19 protein-coding genes are annotated in these 18,702 nt (G+C 55.6%); 10 read left to right on the top strand and 9 right to left on the bottom strand.

What is annotated here, in order from left to right; all coding sequences use genetic code 11:
• Nucleotides 1–367: 367 nt before the first annotated feature.
• On the bottom strand, nucleotides 368–1,225 hold the full coding sequence (locus H7846_RS04480; RefSeq protein ID WP_186695324.1) for a DNA-methyltransferase: 858 nt from the start codon (nucleotides 1,223–1,225) through the stop codon (nucleotides 368–370).
• A 93-nt stretch (nucleotides 1,226–1,318) separates the two neighbouring features.
• Here H7846_RS04480 and H7846_RS04485 point away from each other — a divergent pair, with 93 nt between their 5' ends.
• The 7 genes from H7846_RS04485 to H7846_RS04515 all read left to right on the top strand — a co-directional run bounded on the left by H7846_RS04485 (nucleotide 1,319) and on the right by H7846_RS04515 (nucleotide 6,335).
• Nucleotides 1,319–2,113 (top strand): PP2C family protein-serine/threonine phosphatase, encoded by a 795-nt coding sequence (locus tag H7846_RS04485; protein ID WP_186695325.1) that lies wholly within the window; start codon nucleotides 1,319–1,321, stop codon nucleotides 2,111–2,113.
• Nucleotides 2,114–2,161: 48 nt separating this feature from the next.
• Nucleotides 2,162–3,016 (top strand): 3-hydroxybutyryl-CoA dehydrogenase, encoded by an 855-nt coding sequence (locus H7846_RS04490; RefSeq protein ID WP_186695326.1) that lies wholly within the window; start codon nucleotides 2,162–2,164, stop codon nucleotides 3,014–3,016.
• A 59-nt stretch (nucleotides 3,017–3,075) separates the two neighbouring features.
• Nucleotides 3,076–3,537: a MaoC family dehydratase gene (locus tag H7846_RS04495; protein ID WP_186695327.1), complete on the top strand. Its 462-nt coding sequence runs from the start codon at nucleotides 3,076–3,078 to the stop codon at nucleotides 3,535–3,537.
• Nucleotides 3,534–3,776: a hypothetical protein gene (locus H7846_RS04500; protein WP_186695328.1), complete on the top strand. Its 243-nt coding sequence runs from the start codon at nucleotides 3,534–3,536 to the stop codon at nucleotides 3,774–3,776. The genes H7846_RS04495 and H7846_RS04500 overlap by 4 nt, the downstream gene beginning before the upstream one ends.
• Nucleotides 3,777–3,818: 42 nt before the next feature.
• Entirely contained in the window at nucleotides 3,819–4,814 is a 996-nt protein-coding gene (locus H7846_RS04505) for an MBL fold metallo-hydrolase (protein ID WP_186695329.1), read from the top strand.
• 118 nt (nucleotides 4,815–4,932) lie between these two features.
• The gene (locus H7846_RS04510) at nucleotides 4,933–5,415 is read left to right on the top strand and encodes a hypothetical protein (RefSeq protein ID WP_255460837.1); all 483 of its coding nucleotides are present in this window, start codon (nucleotides 4,933–4,935) and stop codon (nucleotides 5,413–5,415) included.
• A 107-nt stretch (nucleotides 5,416–5,522) separates the two neighbouring features.
• Complete coding sequence (locus H7846_RS04515) at nucleotides 5,523–6,335, top strand: rhomboid family intramembrane serine protease (protein ID WP_186695330.1); 813 nt, start codon at nucleotides 5,523–5,525, stop codon at nucleotides 6,333–6,335.
• Between the two features lie 30 nt (nucleotides 6,336–6,365).
• Here the strand turns inward: H7846_RS04515 and H7846_RS04520 are convergent, their stop codons facing one another.
• The 3 genes from H7846_RS04520 to fabG all read right to left on the bottom strand — a co-directional run bounded on the left by H7846_RS04520 (nucleotide 6,366) and on the right by fabG (nucleotide 9,511).
• Complete coding sequence (locus H7846_RS04520) at nucleotides 6,366–6,770, bottom strand: helix-turn-helix domain-containing protein (protein WP_255460838.1); 405 nt, start codon at nucleotides 6,768–6,770, stop codon at nucleotides 6,366–6,368.
• Between the two features lie 243 nt (nucleotides 6,771–7,013).
• Entirely contained in the window at nucleotides 7,014–8,636 is a 1,623-nt protein-coding gene (locus H7846_RS04525; protein WP_186695331.1) for a hypothetical protein, read from the bottom strand.
• Between the two features lie 128 nt (nucleotides 8,637–8,764).
• On the bottom strand, nucleotides 8,765–9,511 hold the full coding sequence (gene fabG / locus H7846_RS04530) for a 3-oxoacyl-ACP reductase FabG (RefSeq protein ID WP_186695332.1): 747 nt from the start codon (nucleotides 9,509–9,511) through the stop codon (nucleotides 8,765–8,767).
• A gap of 90 nt (nucleotides 9,512–9,601) precedes the next feature.
• Between fabG and H7846_RS04535 the strand changes: the two genes are divergently transcribed.
• Complete coding sequence (locus H7846_RS04535) at nucleotides 9,602–11,185, top strand: FAD-dependent thymidylate synthase (RefSeq protein WP_186695333.1); 1,584 nt, start codon at nucleotides 9,602–9,604, stop codon at nucleotides 11,183–11,185.
• 18 nt (nucleotides 11,186–11,203) lie between these two features.
• On the opposite strand, the gene H7846_RS04540 is transcribed toward H7846_RS04535, so the two are convergent.
• Both H7846_RS04540 and H7846_RS04545 read right to left on the bottom strand, forming a co-directional pair.
• Nucleotides 11,204–13,837 carry an ABC transporter permease gene (locus H7846_RS04540; RefSeq protein ID WP_186695334.1) on the bottom strand — a complete coding sequence of 878 codons (2,634 nt, stop codon included), beginning with the start codon at nucleotides 13,835–13,837 and terminating at the stop codon, nucleotides 11,204–11,206.
• 2 nt (nucleotides 13,838–13,839) lie between these two features.
• Nucleotides 13,840–14,190, bottom strand: a complete 351-nt coding sequence (locus H7846_RS04545; protein ID WP_186695335.1) for a PadR family transcriptional regulator — start codon at nucleotides 14,188–14,190, stop codon at nucleotides 13,840–13,842.
• A 135-nt stretch (nucleotides 14,191–14,325) separates the two neighbouring features.
• Here H7846_RS04545 and H7846_RS04550 point away from each other — a divergent pair, with 135 nt between their 5' ends.
• Nucleotides 14,326–15,078 carry a dienelactone hydrolase family protein gene (locus H7846_RS04550; protein WP_186695336.1) on the top strand — a complete coding sequence of 251 codons (753 nt, stop codon included), beginning with the start codon at nucleotides 14,326–14,328 and terminating at the stop codon, nucleotides 15,076–15,078.
• Between the two features lie 17 nt (nucleotides 15,079–15,095).
• On the opposite strand, the gene H7846_RS04555 is transcribed toward H7846_RS04550, so the two are convergent.
• From H7846_RS04555 to H7846_RS04565, 3 genes are read right to left on the bottom strand one after another with little or no spacing between them, the layout of a single operon-like run.
• The gene (locus H7846_RS04555) at nucleotides 15,096–15,464 is read right to left on the bottom strand and encodes a hypothetical protein (RefSeq protein WP_186695337.1); all 369 of its coding nucleotides are present in this window, start codon (nucleotides 15,462–15,464) and stop codon (nucleotides 15,096–15,098) included.
• A 22-nt stretch (nucleotides 15,465–15,486) separates the two neighbouring features.
• Complete coding sequence (locus tag H7846_RS04560; protein ID WP_255460839.1) at nucleotides 15,487–16,278, bottom strand: tetratricopeptide repeat protein; 792 nt, start codon at nucleotides 16,276–16,278, stop codon at nucleotides 15,487–15,489.
• Nucleotides 16,275–17,072 carry a hypothetical protein gene (locus H7846_RS04565; protein WP_186695338.1) on the bottom strand — a complete coding sequence of 266 codons (798 nt, stop codon included), beginning with the start codon at nucleotides 17,070–17,072 and terminating at the stop codon, nucleotides 16,275–16,277. Before H7846_RS04565 ends, H7846_RS04560 begins: the two co-directional genes overlap by 4 nt.
• Before the next feature lie 178 nt (nucleotides 17,073–17,250).
• Between H7846_RS04565 and recA the strand changes: the two genes are divergently transcribed.
• Nucleotides 17,251–18,324 (top strand): recombinase RecA, encoded by a 1,074-nt coding sequence (recA, locus tag H7846_RS04570; protein WP_186695339.1) that lies wholly within the window; start codon nucleotides 17,251–17,253, stop codon nucleotides 18,322–18,324.
• The last annotated feature ends 378 nt before the right edge of the window (nucleotides 18,325–18,702 follow it).

Consider the following 18,702-nt stretch of genomic DNA (forward strand, 5'->3'; position numbering starts at 1 on the left):
GAGAGTTGAGGAATTTGTATTGCTTCGCAGACATTCCCAAAATCCTGTCAAGTCCCTAAAAATCACAACCTAAACAATCCAAACGAGATAAAGTCCAAAAAATCTGCAAAAACACCCCATCCAGCCTGTTACTCTTAAATCAGATCGAAAAACAAATAAGCTCTCGCTGCAAGCGGGAGCTAACTCTTTTGGGATCTATATTTTTAGGCTTAAGCTGTTTGGTTTCTATATTTTACCTTGTTTGATCCGCGTAAGTGATTGAAATAAAGTATGTTTACGCGATCTCTCCAGGGGGGTGGGGCATGAATATGGAGATGCGTCTCTGCTAGCACCAAACTCGCAGAGTACATAGTCCGATGATGAGGACTCAGTCGAGATAAGCGGCGAGACGACGCTTCATAATCCGGACGGCCTGTGGGTTTTCGTCCACGAGCAGGAAGCTGCGGCCGTGTTTTGCGGCGGCCTCGCCCGTAGTTCCGCTTCCGGCAAAGAAGTCGAGTACTGTCTCATCCCGATTGGAGTGGACCTTCACGATGCGCTCGAGGATTCCTAAGGGTTTCTGCGTGGCGTAGCCGGTCTTCTCCTTGCCTGTGGGGGAGACGATCGTGTGCCACCAGACATCAGTCGGGGTTTTGCCGCGAGCCGCCTTTTCTGGGCCAACCAGCCCTGGAGCCATGTAAGGGATCCGGTCGCACTCCGCGAGGTTGAAGGTGAAGCGTTTCGGGTCCTTCGTGTACCAGAGGATATTGTCGTGCTTTGCGGGCCATCGCTTTTTGGAGCGTGCTCCGTAGTCGTAAGCCCAGATGATCTCGTTCTGGAAGCAGTCGCGTCCACGGAATTCTCCGGTGCTGAAGATCTCGTCGAGCATCACCTTCGCATAGTGGACCTCACGATAGTCGATGTGGAAGAAGAGGCTGCCGGTGGCAGAGAGAATTCTCCATGCCTCTTCCATACGAGGACGAAGGAAGCCGAGGAAGTCGTCGAACTGATCGTGGTAACCGTTATTGCTGGTTTTGGCGGGTACCCTCTCGGAACGATACCGGCGGCCTCCGAAGCCGATCCGGTCTCCGGCTTCATCGCGGACCGTTTTGAGCCGAAGACGGGTCTGCCTGCGGCCCGTGTTGAAGGGAGGGTCGACGTAGATCAGCTCTACGGATTCGCTCTCCATCTGTTTCAGTGCGCGCAGGTTATCCATCCGCAGGATGCGGTTGCCGTTTTCAGCCATCGTGATCTCTTAGGTCTATTCCTAACACGAACGGCGGGCTTTGCTCTTGAAGGTGCCTGGTTGTATTGTTTTGTGCGGGTCGCATATTTTCTGGTGGCAGTTCGGAACCCCATCTTCGCCATGTTGTCGGACCGCGGCCGCGTTCGCCGCAATAATGAGGACGCGTGTGCCGCCTCGCCGAGTGCCGGAATTTTTGTTGTTTGCGATGGCATGGGAGGAGCCGCGGGTGGCGAGGTGGCCAGTCATTTAGCCGCAGAGACCTTTCTGGCGCATATGGCCCGGCGGGAACCAGTCGCTCGTGTCCCGGTCCGGATCAGTGCAGCAGTGCAGGCAGCGAATCGCGCGATTTATTCGCAGGCACAGCGGACGCCGAATCTCTCGGGGATGGGCACTACATTGGTGGGTTTGCTTTATCCCGGTGCACAGAATGGAGCGAATGGTTCTACAGGAGAACCTTCTGAAAACTCCGGCATCTGGCTGGTGCATGTCGGCGACAGCCGTTGTTATTTATGGCGTGAAGGGCATCTCCGACAATTGACACGGGACCATTCTCTGGTCGAAGAGCAGGTTTTGGCGGGGCAGATTACTCCTCAGCAGGCGGAGGAGTCCCCGATGCGCAACATCCTCACGCGTGCGGTGGGTTCTCATGCCGTAATAGAACCGGAGATCCAATGTTGTCGACCGCAGGAGGGTGATCTGTATCTTCTTGCAACGGACGGCCTGACCCGTGAGCTTTCCGAGGAAGAGATTGCTGCGTTTCTTCCTCAGAATGGAAAGATGGCTACACAGGCCGCCTTGTACGGAGCTTGTGGCGATCTGATTCGCGCTGCCAACGCCAAGGGGGGCGCAGATAACATTACGGTGCTCATGGTGGTTGTTGGCCGATAGGCCGGACGCAATACGGACTGTTACACTGCGGGCGCATCCAACAACGCTATGAATGAGATCCGGACGATTGCAGTGCTCGGCGCAGGAACGATGGGGAATGGAATCGCCCATGTCGCAGCGCGGTCAGGTTTCCGTGTCCTGCTGTGCGATGTCGCGCAGAACTTGTTGGACCGAGGATTGGCGACGATCGAGAAGAACCTCGGCCGCGAGGTGACCAAGGAGAAACTTACGAAGCAGCAGGCCGAAGAGGCGCGGGCTCGGATCACGCCAGTGCTGGATCGCGAATCGCTCTCTGGTTGCGACTTCGCTATTGAGGCGGCGACCGAAAGATTTGAGGTAAAGAGCGCGCTCTTCCAAGACCTCGATCGCATCCTGCGCCGTGAAGTGATTTTGGCGACGAATACAAGTTCTATCTCGATCACGAAGCTGGCGGCTCAGACCTCGCGTCCACAGCAGGTGATTGGGATGCACTTTTTCAATCCTGTCCCGGTAATGCAGTTGGTCGAGGTGATTCGCGGGCTGCAGACCTCGCAGGCTACTTACGACGCTGTGCAGGCATTGTCGGTGAAGATGGGGAAGACTCCAGTCGAGGTGAACGATGCGACAGGGTTCATCTCGAACCGGGTGCTGATGCCTCTGATCAACGAGGCGATCTTCGCGGTGATGGAAGGAGTCGCTACTCCTGAGGCGGTGGACAAGATCTTCCAACTCGGTATGGCGCATCCAATGGGGCCGCTCACACTGGCTGACTTTATCGGTTTGGATGTCTGCCTCGACATCATGCGTGTGCTGGAGGAGGGAACCGGCGATCCGAAGTATCGTCCGTGTCCGCTGCTGGTGCGTATGGTGGATGCGGGATGGAAGGGGTGGAAGTCTGGACGCGGATTCTATACATATTCGTAGGACTAGAGACCAAGGCCAGCTTGGTACCTATGCAGGTACACTACCGTGCAGGAGATCCCATGCCGAAAGAGATGTACTTTGAGGACTTTTATGTCGGCCAGAAGATGAACTCGGTCGCCAGCGCCAAGGTGACTGCTGAAGAGATCAAGGAATTTGGCCAGAAGTATGATCCGCAGCCTTTCCATCTGGATGAGGCTGCGGGCGAGGGCTCGTTCTTCAAGGGGCTGGCTGCTTCGGGGTGGCTGACGGCAGCGATCGTGATGCGGCTGCGGGTGCAGTCCGTTCCTGTGGCCGGAGGGATGATCGGAGCGGGTGTCGAGGAGATGCGCTGGACGCAGCCGGTTCGCCCAGGAGACGCCATTCGCACTGAGATCGAAGTGGTAGGCGTCCGGCATTCCAATTCGCGTCCGGATTACGGCGTTGTACGCACCCGCACACTGGCTTATAACCAGCGCAATGAGGTGGTGCTGCGTTCCACGGTCAACTTTCTCGCTCCGCTGCGTCATCCCGTTCAGAAATGACTCCGGCAGAACGCGCTGATCTTCCATCGCTGACTGAGAAGATTGTGCACCTTGAGACGGTTCAGGGTGACAAGCTGATGGCCAAGCTGCTCTTCGTCTTCGATGAAGGGGAGACGCCGGATCTCTTTTGTGTAGAGGTCGAGCGAGGGCAGGAAGGGACATGGATTGAGAAGCCAGAGGCCGGTTACTCCATCCTGTTGGCAGACGTTGCAAGCGTGAAGGTGGAACCAAACCAGTAACTCTGTGCAGAAACTCACAGTTTTCCGTCGTATTGTAGAGAAATGATGCGGATGACGGTGCTTGCCTCGGGTTCAAAAGGGAACAGCACAGTCATCTCCTCTTCTCGCACACGAGTGCTGGTCGATGCCGGGCTCTCCTGCCGTGAGCTTCTGAAGCGCATGGCCATTGCCGGAGAAGACCCGACGACGCTCGATGCCCTCCTGATCACACACGAGCATCAGGACCACGTTGCTGGTCTGGGTGTACTGGCGCGAAAGTTGGATATCCCCGTTTACTTCACCGAATCGACGCATCGCGCGTGGGTGCGGATGTTGACGCCTCGTACAACGATGTCATATGCGCAGTGGCTGGATCATGTGCAGAAAGAAAAAGAGACTCGTGCTAATGCCGCTGCGGCGAATTTTGACGAGCAGCCGGAGCCTGGGGTCTGCGACAGCATGACGGCGGCAGTCGAAGGTTCATCGGCGGAGTGCTCCGAGCCGGACGATCCTGAGGAGCCCGTCCAGCCGACCAAGAAGAAGCTTGATGCGACGTACCTGCCTGCGGTGGAATACTTCCATTCCGGACGTCAGTTTTCGATTGGCGACATCGAGATTACTCCGTTTACGATTCCGCACGACGCTGCTGATCCCTGCGGCTTCGTCTTCGCTGCCGAGGGCATGAAGATGGCCGTGGCGACTGACCTGGGCTACATGCCTCCAAATGTGAAGGCTGCGCTCAAGCGCATCGATGTCCTGCTGCTGGAGTCGAACCACGATCTGGAAATGCTGAAAGATGGGCCATATCCCTGGAGCGTGAAGCAGCGTGTGCTCTCACGGGTTGGGCATCTCTCCAATGTAGCGACTGCCGAGTTTCTGGAGCGAGATTACGATGGCTCTGCCGCATATATCGTCCTGGGACATCTATCGGAGTCGAATAACGCACCGGAGTTGGCGCGGCTCTGTGCAGAGCAGGCCTTGACGAATCATCCGAGTTTATTGGGAAATCGGGTTCTGCTGGCAGAGCAGATGGCTCCTTTAGAACCCATTACCCTTTAAACAGGCAAAATTTTAGTCTTTCGCACTCAGATTTCCTCCTGTTTGCTGTCCAGCTACCTCAAAAGGAATCTTTTGGTTCTCGCGAGCTATCAAACAGGCTAGAATGAAGTCTTACAAGATGATGAAAATTTCTGCATCAGAATCTTCTGCCGACCGACAACGTTCGTGCACCGATCAGGTGGTCGGGGATATTCTCTCCGGATGGCGTTATGACATCTCAGGACTTTCGCCGGCGATGCGGACCGATTATGAGCAGCATTTTTCAGAGTGCGGTTACTGCCGTCGTCGTCAGCGTATCGCAAGAACGATCGATGTTCTGCTGATCTCAGTCAGCACGCTTTCGATCGCTGCCTTTCTCCTCGCCGCAGTGATCATCCATCGAGTGGAACTGGTCACACATATCGGTCGAGTAGAACTTCATCTGAACCAGACCCATGCCATTGCGATCTCGCTGGAGGCTGTTGCCATCATCGGAGTCGTACTTTCCACACTCATCTGGCTTCTGGTGGCAGTTGCGACGCCGCTCCCCGGTTTCCTGGGAGAGATCGTTCAGCAGCGCATCCCCTCGGACCTGCGAGACCGTTTCACGAAGGCCGCCTGAGTCATTTCCAACATCCGAGATAGAAAAGAAGAGAGCTAGCGACTCTCTTTCTTTTTTGCGATCTCGCGCTCTCCATGTCGGATTTGATAGCGTAGAAAGAACGCTTCATGTCAACTTTTCCCCAACCTGAAGGCCAGATCCTTCCGCCGCACGACCCTCCTGGCGCCTATATTGCCGAAGATGCCCCAGCTCCGCGCCGAAGTGCGCGCAGTATTCTTTCCGCTCCCGGAACATACGTCCTGGTGGGGATCAACTGCGCTGTCTTTCTATGGATGGTGCTGCACGGAGTAGATCCGGCCTCGCCTACACCAGGCCAGTTGATTCACTTTGGCGCGAATGTTCCGGCCTTGGTGTTGCACGGGCAGTGGTATCGTCTGTTGACGGCGACCTTTGTCCATGTCGGTCTGATCCATCTGCTGACCAACATGTGGTGCTTGTGGAACCTGGGGCTGCTGGGCGAGCCACTGCTGGGGCCGTGGGGGATGGTTGCGGTGTATCTGCTGACCGGTGTTGCGGGAAATCTTCTGAGCCTGCTGATCAACATCCTGATGCGGGACTTTGTCTCGGTGGGAGCAGGCGCCTCGGGAGCGGTCTTCGGGATCGCGGGAATCCTCATCGTTCTGTTATCGAACCACAAGCTTCCAATCCCTACCTTTGAACTTCGGCGGCTGCGCAAATCGGTGATGCAGTTTGCGGGTCTCAATCTGGTGATTGGGCTGGCCACGATCGTCATGCCGGTGATCCGAATTGATAACTCGGCGCACGTTGGAGGCTTTCTCTCCGGGCTGGCGCTTGGAGTTCCTCTGGTTCCCAGAATGACCAGCGGAAGGGCGCGGTACCTTGCGCGGCAGAAGGTGACCTTTGCGGTGGCAGCATTGCTGCTTGCATTGTTCGGACACTGGATTGCAAATCTACGATAGAGGCAGGGCCCTGGCCTCTACGTCTCTGTTTTAGCTCAACGCGGTCTGAGCGAACTTCTTTACCATTGCCAGCAGAAGCCTACGGTCGCTCTCTCCCAGATGGGAGGAGTAGCGCTGCACCTGCGTCAAGAAGCGTATCTCATCTTCCTTCAGATGGAGAGAGGACATCTCCTTGCTGACGATCTCCTCGGCGAAGAACTCGGCCAATTGCAGGTCGAGCGCACGAGCGATCTTTTGCAGCGTCTCGAGTGAAGGCACGGTATGGCCGTTTTCTACACGCGAGAGATAACAGCGCAGAAGGCCCGTGCGCTTTTCAATATCGCCTTGAGACATACCCTTCTGGAGCCGATAGCCCCGGATCGTATTCCCAATATTCATCGCAATCGAAAGAGCCTCGGGGGACTCGTTCTCCAGGTCGGCAGGAAGTGTTTGCATGAGGGCCATTAGCCACAAAGTAAACACGTCTGAAGAGACGGTCAATCCCTAAGTTGATAAATCGATGTAACTTCTGTACCAGCGGAGGTTCATGCCGGCGTCTTTATTCGAAAAAACCTAAAGTCTTTCTTGAACCCGATGGAGAAAGAGAACCTATTACGGCAACAAACTTATTCACGTTATCGGACGTGATTTTCAGGGTTTTGAAGATAGTAGTCCTCTTATTTTTGGAGTGATATCAGTTCATTCTTCTCCCCCGATTTCAAAAATTTGATTGGTCCATTGCTTGTGATTCAGGATAGCCAATGGTGTCCTGCAGATTCTGGCACGCATCGCTGGAGAGTCAGGGCCGGCCTGCCATGGTTCTTTCACATTCCAGCATCCGCTTTTGTCCTGCTCAGCTCGTGTGGAAACGTAGTAGCGGACATGATACTTGCGAAGAACATCCATAAGATCTTTCTTTTCTCGAATATTCTCCAGATAATTTTTGTCCATCATGAGACCTTCTAGTTGGATGACAGGTTGCGATCCGAAATATCCAACAACTCCAGCTCGGTCTCCCATTCCATAGATCCCGGGATGTTTCTTTTCAAATTCTTTGATCTTCAATGCTGCTTGGTAGGGAAGATTGTGGCTTGGATTCGAGTAAACACCGACCATTAGTGCGTAGAGCACAAGGAATCCGGCACAGCAATAGACCGAAATTGTTTCGTATCGTTTGAGTCCTGATTCAAGCGCAGTCACCTTATTGCCACCAAAAACTATAATTCCAGCAGCAACAAAGGAGATTATCCATGGATAGATATACCAGAGGAATAATTCCCAGTCGCTTGCCGATGTGATCACTAGGAGATGCACGATCGGGAACCAAAGCATCGTCAGGAAGATCGCGCGGTATTTTGTTTCTCGTCGTGAGAATGTTCTGAAATAGAAAAAGGCAATGATCGTAAGGCCAACCTGGAGTATGAGCAAAGAAGAGTTTTTGGCGAAGAAGAATCCCAAAAACGTTTGAAGCGCGTGTAACGCTGGCAGGTGGTGGGTTCTTAGCTGTTTGGCCGCGCCAGAAATTGGCATCAAAGTATGAAAAAGGAAAAGATTGCTAAAAAGATATCCGAAGAGCGGAAGAAGCCCACAAACGATAGCTAGACTAACCTGTAATCTTGCTCTCCAGCTCTTTATTTCCGTGAAAATATCGTAGACGACCATTGGGCCCACGATCAGAGCAACATCCAGTCGCGAAAGAATTGCGAGCGATCCCAAAACTCCATATGCAAGGCTATTCGCGAGGTTCCATTGGAATTCATCGCGGATACGAAAAATTACCAGGGCCAGAACCATCATGATTGCCAAACCGGTTTCCATCCCGGTTCTTATCTGCATAAGCGTGGCAGCAGCGGTCAAAAGCTGAATGCATAAGCTGACGTTTTCAGAACAGAATTTCGAAGCGATCTGGAAGGATAGATAAGCAGTCCCAATGACAATCAGTGTCTGAAGAATTTCGATTGAAATTGCAAAGGGGTATATGGTTTTTGCGCCAAGGAAACTCCCGATTCCAAAGATCTTGGTGATACCGGCAATGATCAGAAACCATAGGGGATGGTATCCATTGGTGAGGTGAACTCCGTCAAAGCTGGATGCACCGGAAAACACAAGATTTTTCGCTGCCTGAGCGTAGTAGAAAAAATCGTCTTCGAGGCCGACGGCAAGAACCTGCTCATGAAAACGTAGGTTCGCAAAGAAGACAACAACGCAGGACATTCCGATGAGGGACCAAGAGAGAATACGAAGGAAGGGAAGGGTTCGTTTCTTCCTTGAAATATGTGTCTGAGTAGAAAATAGAGACGGTGATGCGGTGGGCGATGGCATGCGGACATCCCTGGGTAATCTGAATGTGGGGAGATGTCAGCGAGTATCCTATTTTGTAAGCCAATAGCCAAGCGCATCTTTTTGCATATGACCAATAGGGCTTCTCTTGTTTCTTCCACTTAGAGCGGTCATCCCATGTACATTCCACCATTGACGTCGAGGGTGTGGCCGGTAATGTAGCTGGCTCCTTCGGAGGCAAGGAAAGCGACGGCGTGGGCAATATCCTCATCCGTCCCGACGCGGCCCAAGGGAATGTGTTGGGTCATGGCGTTCTTCTGCTCCTCAGTCAGTACGGCAGTCATGGCTGTTTCAATGTAGCCAGGTGCGACTGCATTCACCGTAATGGAGCGGCTGGCGAGTTCGCGGGCAAGCGATTTCGTCAGGCCGATCAGTCCGGCCTTTGAGGCGGCGTAGTTCGCTTGTCCTGCCTGTCCGGCTTCGCCGACGACGGAGGTGATGTTGATGATGCGTCCCCAGCGGTTCTTTACCATTTGCATCATGAGGGCTTGCGAAAGCAGGAAGGCACCAGTGAGGTTGGTGTTGAGGACGTCGTCCCAGTCGGCGCGCTTCATGCGCATGGCGAGGATGTCGCGAGTGATGCCCGCGTTATTGACCAGGATCTCGACCTTGCCAAAGTGGGCGAGTACGGCCTTCGCGCCTTCTTTAATGGATTCTTCGCTGGCCACGTCGAGTGCAAACGTTTTGGCGGTTCCACCAGCGGCGGCGATCTCGGACTCGACGGCGGAGAGTTTTTCCACATTTCTGGCGGCGAGGGCAACGTGCGCTCCCTGGCGTGCGAGTTCGAGGGCGATGGCTCGGCCAATTCCCTGGGATGCTCCTGTAACCAATGCGATGCGATTGCTGAGAGTGCTCATGGACCTCCGGAAAGACAACCAGAGTGAATTATACGAACCTTCCGGAGAGTGTTACGGAGGTTCGTCGTATGACGTATCCTGAGGTTCATCATGTCAGCTGACGAGAAAAAAAACTCCTCCCCGGATAGCGCGCCTGCGCCGAGTGAAACCGATGTTTACGCGATTCATGGGGCCGACCCCGAGGTTCTGGCTTACGCAATGGCGAAGTACTCGCGTTCGGCGCTAAGCATGAAAGAGTCGCTCGCGGAGATAAGCTCGCAGCGCGCCGAGCAGTTTCTGAATACCTTCTACTTTCAATACGGCCATCGTTCTATCGCCGATCTGGCGCATATTCCATTCGCGGTTGAGCGGCTGAGCCTACTAGCCGCTATCGAGCTGGTGGACGAGCAGCGATGGGACGGGCAGGAGCGCTCGACGCGCTACCAGGACTTTCGCCGCTCCGGCTGGTACACGCCCGATCTTGGGGAGCAGAAGGTTGCATATACCGCGGCGGTCGAATCGTTGTTTCTGGCCTACCAGCGTATGGGTGCCGGGATGCTGGACGCTCTAAAGCGCGCGATTCCCCTGCCGGAGGAGATGAAGCCCGAGAGCTATGAGCGAACCTTGAAGGCCCGCGCCTTCGATGTGGCTCGTTATCTTCTCCCGTTGGCGACGAATACCTCTCTGGGGCAGATTGTGAATGCAAGAACGCTGGAGACGCAGGTCTCACGGCTGCTGACGAGCGAGTTCGCTGAGGTCCGTCAGATTGGAGAGAAGCTGCGTCGTGCGGCGACTGAACCGGCATGGAATGTCTTTCACGGTGATGCGCAGGTTCTGTGCGAAGAAATCGGTTCGGCCGATGGCAAGTGCAAAGAGCGTGCTGCCGAGATGCTATTGCGTCCGGTAAAGACTGCGCCAACGCTGGTGAAGTATGCGACACCAAATGCATATCTCGAGCAGAGCCGTAAGGAACTTACTGCGGCGGCGGCCGAGCTGATGGCGGGCCAGTCGATCGATCCTGCTCCTGTGGTCGATCTGCTGGACGATGCTGAGCCGCTTGAGGTGGAGCTTGCGACCTCGCTTCTCTATCCACACTGCCATTACAGCTATCGGCAGCTTCGTTCGCATGTGGCCGCTTTGAATGAAGCGAAACGGGACGAATTGATCGCTGTGGGTACAAAGCATCGTGGAAGGCACGACGAACTGTTGCGGGCCTTCAGCGCAGGACAGAGCTTCCGTTTTGACATCCTGATGGACATCGGCGGCTTCCGCGACATGCACCGCCATCGCCGTTGCGTGCAGCTCTTGCAGGGATACACAGATGCTCATGGCTATGAGGAGCCGGTCTGCCCAGGCCAGCCAACGCTCGCCGAGGCGGGACTCGAGACGCAGTACAAGGCCGCAATGGATGCTGCACTGGCAGCGTATCGCGCATTGCGTGATTCGGACGCGTTGGATGCGGCCCAGTCGGCGCAATACTGTCTACCGCTGGGGATGCGCTGTCGGTCAATGTTCAAGATGGACTTCGCCGAGGCACTCTACATCGCCGAGCTACGCTCGGGTGTGGCAGGGCACTATAGCTACCGCCGCATTGCGTGGGAGATGTACCGGGCCATTGCCGCGAGGCATCCGGCGCTGGCGAAGCACTTCCGTATTGAGGATGTGACCGAACCGGTGGATCTGCTGAAGCGATGACAGACCTGCATCGAGACGCTACTCAGAACGGAGAGCCTGCATTGGGTCAATGCGGACGGCTCTTCGACCCGGGATAAGGCATCCCACCAGCGCAACGATGGCCAGCAAAAATGCAATCGTTGTAGGGGTGACCCAGTCATGAGGCTTTACTCCAAAGAGCATGCTGGAAAGCACGCTGGTCGAGAGCGTAGCGCCAATAGCGCCGATTGCGATTCCAATAACGACAGGAGCCATTCCGTTCCGGAGCACATTGAACAGGATCTCGCGTCGCGTGGCTCCTAATGCAATGCGGATACCGATCTCCTTGGTGCGGCGCGTGACGCTGAGCCCCAGAGTTCCGGTTACACCGACGACCGTAATGAAAAGGGCAAATCCGGCAAAGGTCCCAAGGAGAATCGACGTAACGCGCGGCGTGCCTAGTTGTGCGTTGCGTAGCTGGTCTATGGTTCGGACCTCCGTTAAAGGCTGCTGCGGATCGATCTGATGGACGATGGCCGCGACCTGATTGGCCAAGAGCATGGGTTCGCCGCGGGTACGGATAAGGAGCGAAGGATCGCCCATGAAAGTAACCTGCGATTGTGGGAAATAGATGACATCCCTGAAATCCTGGCCCAGGCCATATTGATGCACGCTGCTGACTACGCCGACGATGGTGGTCCATGTCTTGCCTTCATCGGTGGAGACGCGCCGGCCAACAGGATTCAGGTGTGGCCAATAATGCTGCGCCATCTGCGCATTGACGATGGCTACAAGAGCGGAATCAATCGTGTCGGCGTCTGTAAAGGTTCGGCCGGAAAGCATAGGGACCCCAAGAACGCGGAAGTAGTCCGGCGTTGAAAGCTGATGGTCGACCTGCGGAAGAGGCTCGCCGGGGACAATGGGACGGCTTTCAATCGTAATCCCTCCATTCATTCCCCCATCTGCATCGTTGAGAGGGACCGTGCTTGAGAGGGCGACCGTTTGTGCTCCCGGAATCTGTTGCACTCGGTCAAGAATCTGCTGGAAGAAAGTGTTTTGCGTCTTCAAGTCGGCGTACTTGGTCCAATTGAGTGGGAGATTCATGGAGAGGACCTCCGCAGTCTTGAAGCCGGGATCGACCGAGAGCAGATTGTAGAGGCTGCGCATCATCAGCCCAGCGCCAACGAGAAGGACGAAGGAGAATGCCACCTGTGCGACCACCAGCATGTGACGCATACGCGTAGCGCTTTCGCTACCGGTTGTGCGTCCGCCGGAGCCCGTGATCAAGCTGAGCCGGACGCGGCTCGCGATAAAACCGGGAATGGAACCAAAGAGAACTCCGGCGATGAGAGCGACCACAAGACTGAAGAGGAGCACGCGGCTGTCGAGATGAATATCCGTGGCCAAAGGAGTCATGCGGGCTGCATAGCTGACGAGTGCACGTGTTGTTGCCATCGCAATCCCCAGGCCCAGGACACCACCTGTCAGGGCGACGGTGATGCTTTCCACCAGCATCTGGCGGAAGATGTCCCACGCCGTTGCGCCGGAGGCAATCCGGATAGCCGTCTCGCGAGAGCGACGTAGCTGGCGAGAGAGAGCAAGGTTCGCAAGATTGGCGCAGGCAAGCAGAAGCACCATTCCTGAAGCTCCCAATAGCATAAGGAGCGTGGGGCGAGCGGCATGCGTCATCTCCTGCTGAAGCGGAGTAATCTTCATCGCCAGTCCTGCGGCTGGAGGATAGGACCTGGGATAGGAGAGTGCGAGCCGGTTGCCAATTGTATTGAGATCGGCCCGTGCCTGGGTGAGAGTGACTCCCGGCTTCAGACGCGCCAATACGGTGAGCGCCCGGGCATCGCGATTAGCAATCATGCCCGGGCTGGAACGGAAGGGACACGATGTGGTTGGCATGTAGACGTCATTGGCGTCAGGAAATTCTGGCAGAGGAGGAAGAACGCCGATGACCGTGTGTACACGATCGTTCATGGTGAAGGGTCTACCCAGGATCTTCGGATCAGCTCCAAACTCTTTGACCCAGTAGGCATAGCTAAGTACGAGAACCGGCGGAGCGTTCAGCTTCTCATCGGACGGATGGATGAGTCTTCCTAGAACAGGCTTTACTCCGAGGACATCGAAGTAATTCGCAGAAACCACGCCGGTGACGACGCGCTCCGGCACTTTCGCTCCCAGAAGCGTAAATGTCATGGAATGGTATTCGGCCAGATCGGAGAAGGATTGTGACTGCTGGCGATAGTCCAGAACCTCCTGGACAGAGAAGCCGATACGATCGCGGCCGACGCGGGTTGCTGTCTGCTCAAGATGCACGATCTGGCTGGGATTGGAGTATGGTAACGGCCGTAAAAGAACGCCATTGATAACCGTGAAAATAGCAGTATTGGCGCCGATGCCCAATGCAAGCGTAATCACCGCCAGGATCGTGTACCCAGGGCCGCGCAGAAGGGTACGGATGGCATAAGACAGGTCACGCCGAAGTTTTTCAAAAAAGGTCACGCTGTTCCTCTTCCAGATGTCTTCCCTTACCCGTTGCCGGGAACCGAACTTAATCAGGGCCTGACGGGTCGCTTCTTCTCCACTCAGACCTCGCTCAAGATTAAGATCGCGTTCCATCTCGATATGTTCGTCGATCTCTCGCTGCAACTCCTCATCGATTCGTTTGCGGAAAAAGAAACGGCGCATATTTATGCTTCTTCCTCTCCGATCACGAGACCAATCGCACGAACGATCTGCCGCCAACGGTTGGTTTCATGCACCAGTTGCCGTTTGCCTGTAGCTGTTAACTTGTAGAACTTGGCCTTGCGATTGTTTTCGCTAGCTCCCCAGAAGGAGGAGAGCCAGCCACGATCTTCCAGCCGATGGAGCGCAGGGTAAAGAGAACCCTGCTCCACCTGAAGGAAATCCTCGGATGTTTGCTCAATGACGTGCGCGATTGTGTGACCATGCGCAGGGCCCATCAACAACGTTTTGAGGATGAGCATGTCGAGAGTGCCTTGCAACATCTCGGAGTCGGACGTCTTCTTGTGGCGCGTCATCGATGTGCCTTTCACCTAGAATGTCTATGGGAGTTAATCTTATACCACTCGAATGTCTATGGGAAGACCACTGGTAATGTGGAAGAAAGAAGGCGCGTTTTGTTATTACGCCGCCTGGAACGATAAGGAGTCCCGATGGTCATCAAAGACAACCTTGTACAGGACATTCCGACGGCCAATGGCCCGATGCGGACGTATTTCTTTCACCCCGCCGTAGAGGGAGCGAAGTTCCCTGGCATCATTCTTTATTCCGAAATCTTTCAAATGACCGGGCCGATTCGGCGCTTTGCCGCGTTTCTGGCAGGACATGGATATCTGGTTGCCGTGCCTGAGGTTTACCACGAGCTTGAGCCTGCGGGGACCGTGCTGGCCTATGATCAGGCTGGGTCGGACAAAGGCAACTACGACAAGTACGCCAAGCAGCTTTCCGCCTACGACGATGATGCGCGCTCGCTGCTGAAACACATGGCCGCGATGCCCGAGTGTAACGGACGATTGGGCGTAGTCGGCATTTGCCTCGGCGGTCATCTCGCCTTCCGCACTGCGATGAACCCCGAAGTCCGCGCTGCGGTATGTTTCTATGCGACTGATATCCACTCGGGAACGCTCGGCGCGGGTAAGAAGGATGATTCGCTGGCTCGTGCAGGTGAGATCAAGGGCGAGCTGCTCCACATATGGGGGCGCCAGGATCCTCATGTTCCTCTCGAAGGCCGTCGCAAGATCCTCGCGCGTCTTGATGAGGTTGGCGCCAATTATCAGTGGATTGAGGTCAACGGCGCACACGCCTTTATGCGCGACGAAGGCTACCGCTACGATCCTGAGCTGGAGGCGCAGCTCAAGAGCATGATGCTTGCGGTCTTCCATCGCAAGCTGGCGTTAGGTCTGTAAGAACGTTAGAGAAACCGTTAGCTTGATGATGGCGGGAACCAGCGCTCGATTGCTTCGCGCACGTCGACGGAGTGGTTGTAGAACAGTATCTTTGCCTTTGGAGCGACTTCATGGGTGACATCGATGATCTGCTCCATGAAGTAGGTCAAAGTTGGGTTCCCCACAACACCACCACCGATGAGTATCCCTTGGGGCTGCGCCTTTAGCCGATCCCTGAAGTCTTCGAGGTCACTTTCCGGAGAGGCGTGGACGATGTCGTAGTAATAGCCAGCATCTCTCATCCGCTGTTGCAGGTCGGTGAGTCGTTTCGCAATCTTTGAGCGATCTTCTGGTGGGATCGATGGATGATCCAACGGCAGACCGATATGAATGATCGAGATGGGCATCGCTTCCTCCTGTCTGTAGCGGTTATGGATCGCGGTATTCGCGATGTTTGAGTTCGCGCTGTGCCTGTTCGTGACCCTGTTGTGCGGCCTGGCGGATCCAATGGCGCGACTGGGTGTAGTCGTGCTCAACGCCCTGGCCGGTAGCGTAGAGATGGGCCAACTGGAACTGCGCTTCGGCGTTGCCTTGTTCAGCGGCGCGGCGGTACCACTCGGCGGCCTTGGTGTAGCTGAGCGGGACGCCCTGGCCGAAGTAGTAGAGATCGGCGAGCTTCTGTTGCGCTTCGGGGAAGTTCTGCGTGCCAGCCAGACGATACCAGTAGGCGGCATCAGTGTTGCTTTGTTGAACTCCCTCGCCTTTGCGGTACATCAAGCCCAGGTTGTACTGCGCCCAGGCGAGATTGCTATAGGCGGCGCGCTGGCACCAGGCAAAGGCTTCAGTGAAATCATTCGCGGAGTAATAGCGAAAGCTCAGATTGGCTTGTGCATAGGCATGGCCTTGCTCTGCCGCTTTGCGCTCCCAGTGTGCAGACTGGACTTCGTCACGAGCGAGACCTCGACCCTCGTCGTACATGGTGCTGAGGAGATACTGCGCCTCGGCGTGTCCTTGTTCCGCAGCGAGTGTGAAGCCCTGGACAGCAGCGATGTAGTTGCCCGCGTTGTAGTCAGCGACGGCTTGTTTGTAGTGCAGATTTGAGGCTGCGTTTGCGGCGTCGCGACGGCCGCGGGCGATGATGCCCGAGCGCGTGGAGTGCAGGGAGAGCGTTGTGCCGGTGGAGACGTGTTGGAGACCGCCGCTGGCTTTATCGTTCATCATCCCTCGTTGCTCTGGCGCCGCTGCACGTTGACCTGACGGTTGACGAAGTCAAGACGGTAGCGCGCGTCGGCAACCTGTTCCCGCAGGTTGGTTGCGAGTTCGGTGAGCAGGTCGCGATGTTCTCGCGCAGCCGTTTCGGCTTCGAGATGGAGCTGCGCGATCTCACTGGCGAGCAGCGTGTGGCGCTCGGCCTCGAGATTGGCGATGTCGCGCTCGGCGTGATGGGTCTGACGCGTGATACGGGCAAGCTCGGCGGCGGCTCCTTCGCCTGCGATCGCGGCATTAATCTCGCGATGATCGTCGAGCAGGCGTTGGAGGGTTTCGGTATCTCCACGACTGTAGGCTTGATTGGCGCGCGCCATGAGCAGGGTGAAATGCTTCTGTTCTGCCTCGTCGCGGGCGAAATCAGGATGAATGCGACGAGCAACCTCGCGGAAGAGTGTCTTGAGACTGGGAGGAGGATCAAACTCCTCGGCCTCGTGCGCAGCCGCGAAGGCGGCGTCATGGGTTTCCTGCGCCTGGCGACGGGCTTCGGCGGCGCGGTTGCGGGCGGAGTCGGAATCGTAGAGATCGACCTCGCGTTCGGCGATGCGAGCTTCGAGATCATCGAGCTCGGCATAGAGGACGCCGACCTGACGGAGGTAGCGGCCCTCGAAGGTGCGAAGCTGAGCACGTAGCTGGGCCAGCTCGGACTCGCGCTCCGCAAGCAAGGAACGAGTGGCTGCAAGTTGCTCGCGCTTGTCGAGGAGCGCGACTGCTTCGGGGCTTTGTTGGAGGATGATCTCGGCGGTCATACGGCTTCCAATAGACGGAACTTTTAGTTTAGTGGAGCAGTGACTGGCTTTTGCCGAGGAACATAGATGCGGCTGAAGCTGTTCGAAACGAAGGTTGAGGTGAATTTCGCTTTTTATTTGCCTTTCCGGGATTAACTGCTAGAATCCGTTTTGACGCTATCCAGAGGAGAATCGCAACGTGGCAGATGACCGCAGCAAAGCTATAGAGACAGCGCTTTCACAGCTAGAAAAACAGTTCGGCAAGGGCTCGATTATGCGACTCGGAGCCAAGGAGGCGATCGTCCCGATCTCGGTCATCTCCACCGGTTCCATCTCGTTCGACGCGGCGTTGGGTGTGGGCGGAGTTCCACGGGGGCGCGTTGTGGAGATCTTCGGTCCGGAATCGTCGGGTAAGACGACGATCACGCTGCAGATCGTAGCCGAGGCCCAGAAGGCCGGCGGTCTAGCTGCCTTCGTTGACGCCGAGCACGCGCTTGATCCCGCGTATGCGAAGAAGCTGGGCGTCGATGTGGACAATCTGCTGGTCTCGCAGCCAGACTACGGAGAGCAGGCGTTGGAGATCGTCGAGGCTCTGGTGCGATCGGGTGCGATCGATGTGCTGGTCGTCGACTCGGTTGCTGCCTTGGTTCCGAAGGCCGAACTGGACGGCGAAATGGGCGACTCGCATATGGGTCTTCAAGCACGACTGATGAGCCAGGCGCTTCGTAAACTGACGGGAACCGTGGCGAAGTCGAGGACCTGTCTGATCTTTATTAACCAGATCCGGGACAAGATCGGAGTGATGTTCGGTAATCCAGAAACAACGACCGGAGGCCGCGCACTAAAGTTCTATTCTTCGGTCCGCATCGACATTCGCCGCGTGGGAGCGGTGAAGGAAGGCGATGTCGTTACAGGGTCGCGAACCAAGGTCAAGGTGGTGAAAAACAAGGTCGCTGCACCCTTCCGCGACGCCGAATTCGACATTTTGTATGGCGAGGGCATCTCGCGCGAGGGAGATGTGCTCGACCTCGCGGTGTTGCACGGTATCGTGGAGAAGAGCGGAGCCTGGTACAGCTATGCCGGTGAGCGCATCGGGCAGGGACGTGAGAACGTCCGAACCTTCCTTAAAGAGAACCCGGAGACCTTTGGCAGGATTAACGCTGAGATTCGCAAGAAGCTCAATATCGGTACGGCTAATGGAGATCCAGAGGTTCCGGCGGTTCCTGCCAATGGAGCGGCGGCAGCAACCGAAGCGGTCAAAGGAAAAAGGTAGCCCCCTCCTTCTTCTTTTTGGAAAAGCGTTTTATTTTCTGCTACTTATCTGTTTTTATAAGTGCAAAATATAGAAAATAAATGGTTTAGATGCCAAAATATTGATTCTAAATAAGAAAGGCCCTCGTTATGGTACGAGGGCCTTTCTTATTTCAACTGGAAGACGACAAATTTTCTTGATTGCACTCGCTCAGCACTTGTTCTCTGACTCTGATTTAAGTTTAGCAAGCGGAAAGGGGTAGATCTGCAAATTGGATTCCTTTTGGATTGTGGAGGTTAGGCGAATTTGGGGCTTGACAGGTTTGGAGGGCGCTTCGGGAAGTGAAATGCGGGGATCCCCTTGCTATGGTGGCTGTGCCGCCTTCAGGCGGGGTGGGCG

Origin of the sequence: Edaphobacter sp. 4G125, assembly GCF_014274685.1 — a bacterium.
Classification (GTDB): domain Bacteria; phylum Acidobacteriota; class Terriglobia; order Terriglobales; family Acidobacteriaceae; genus Edaphobacter.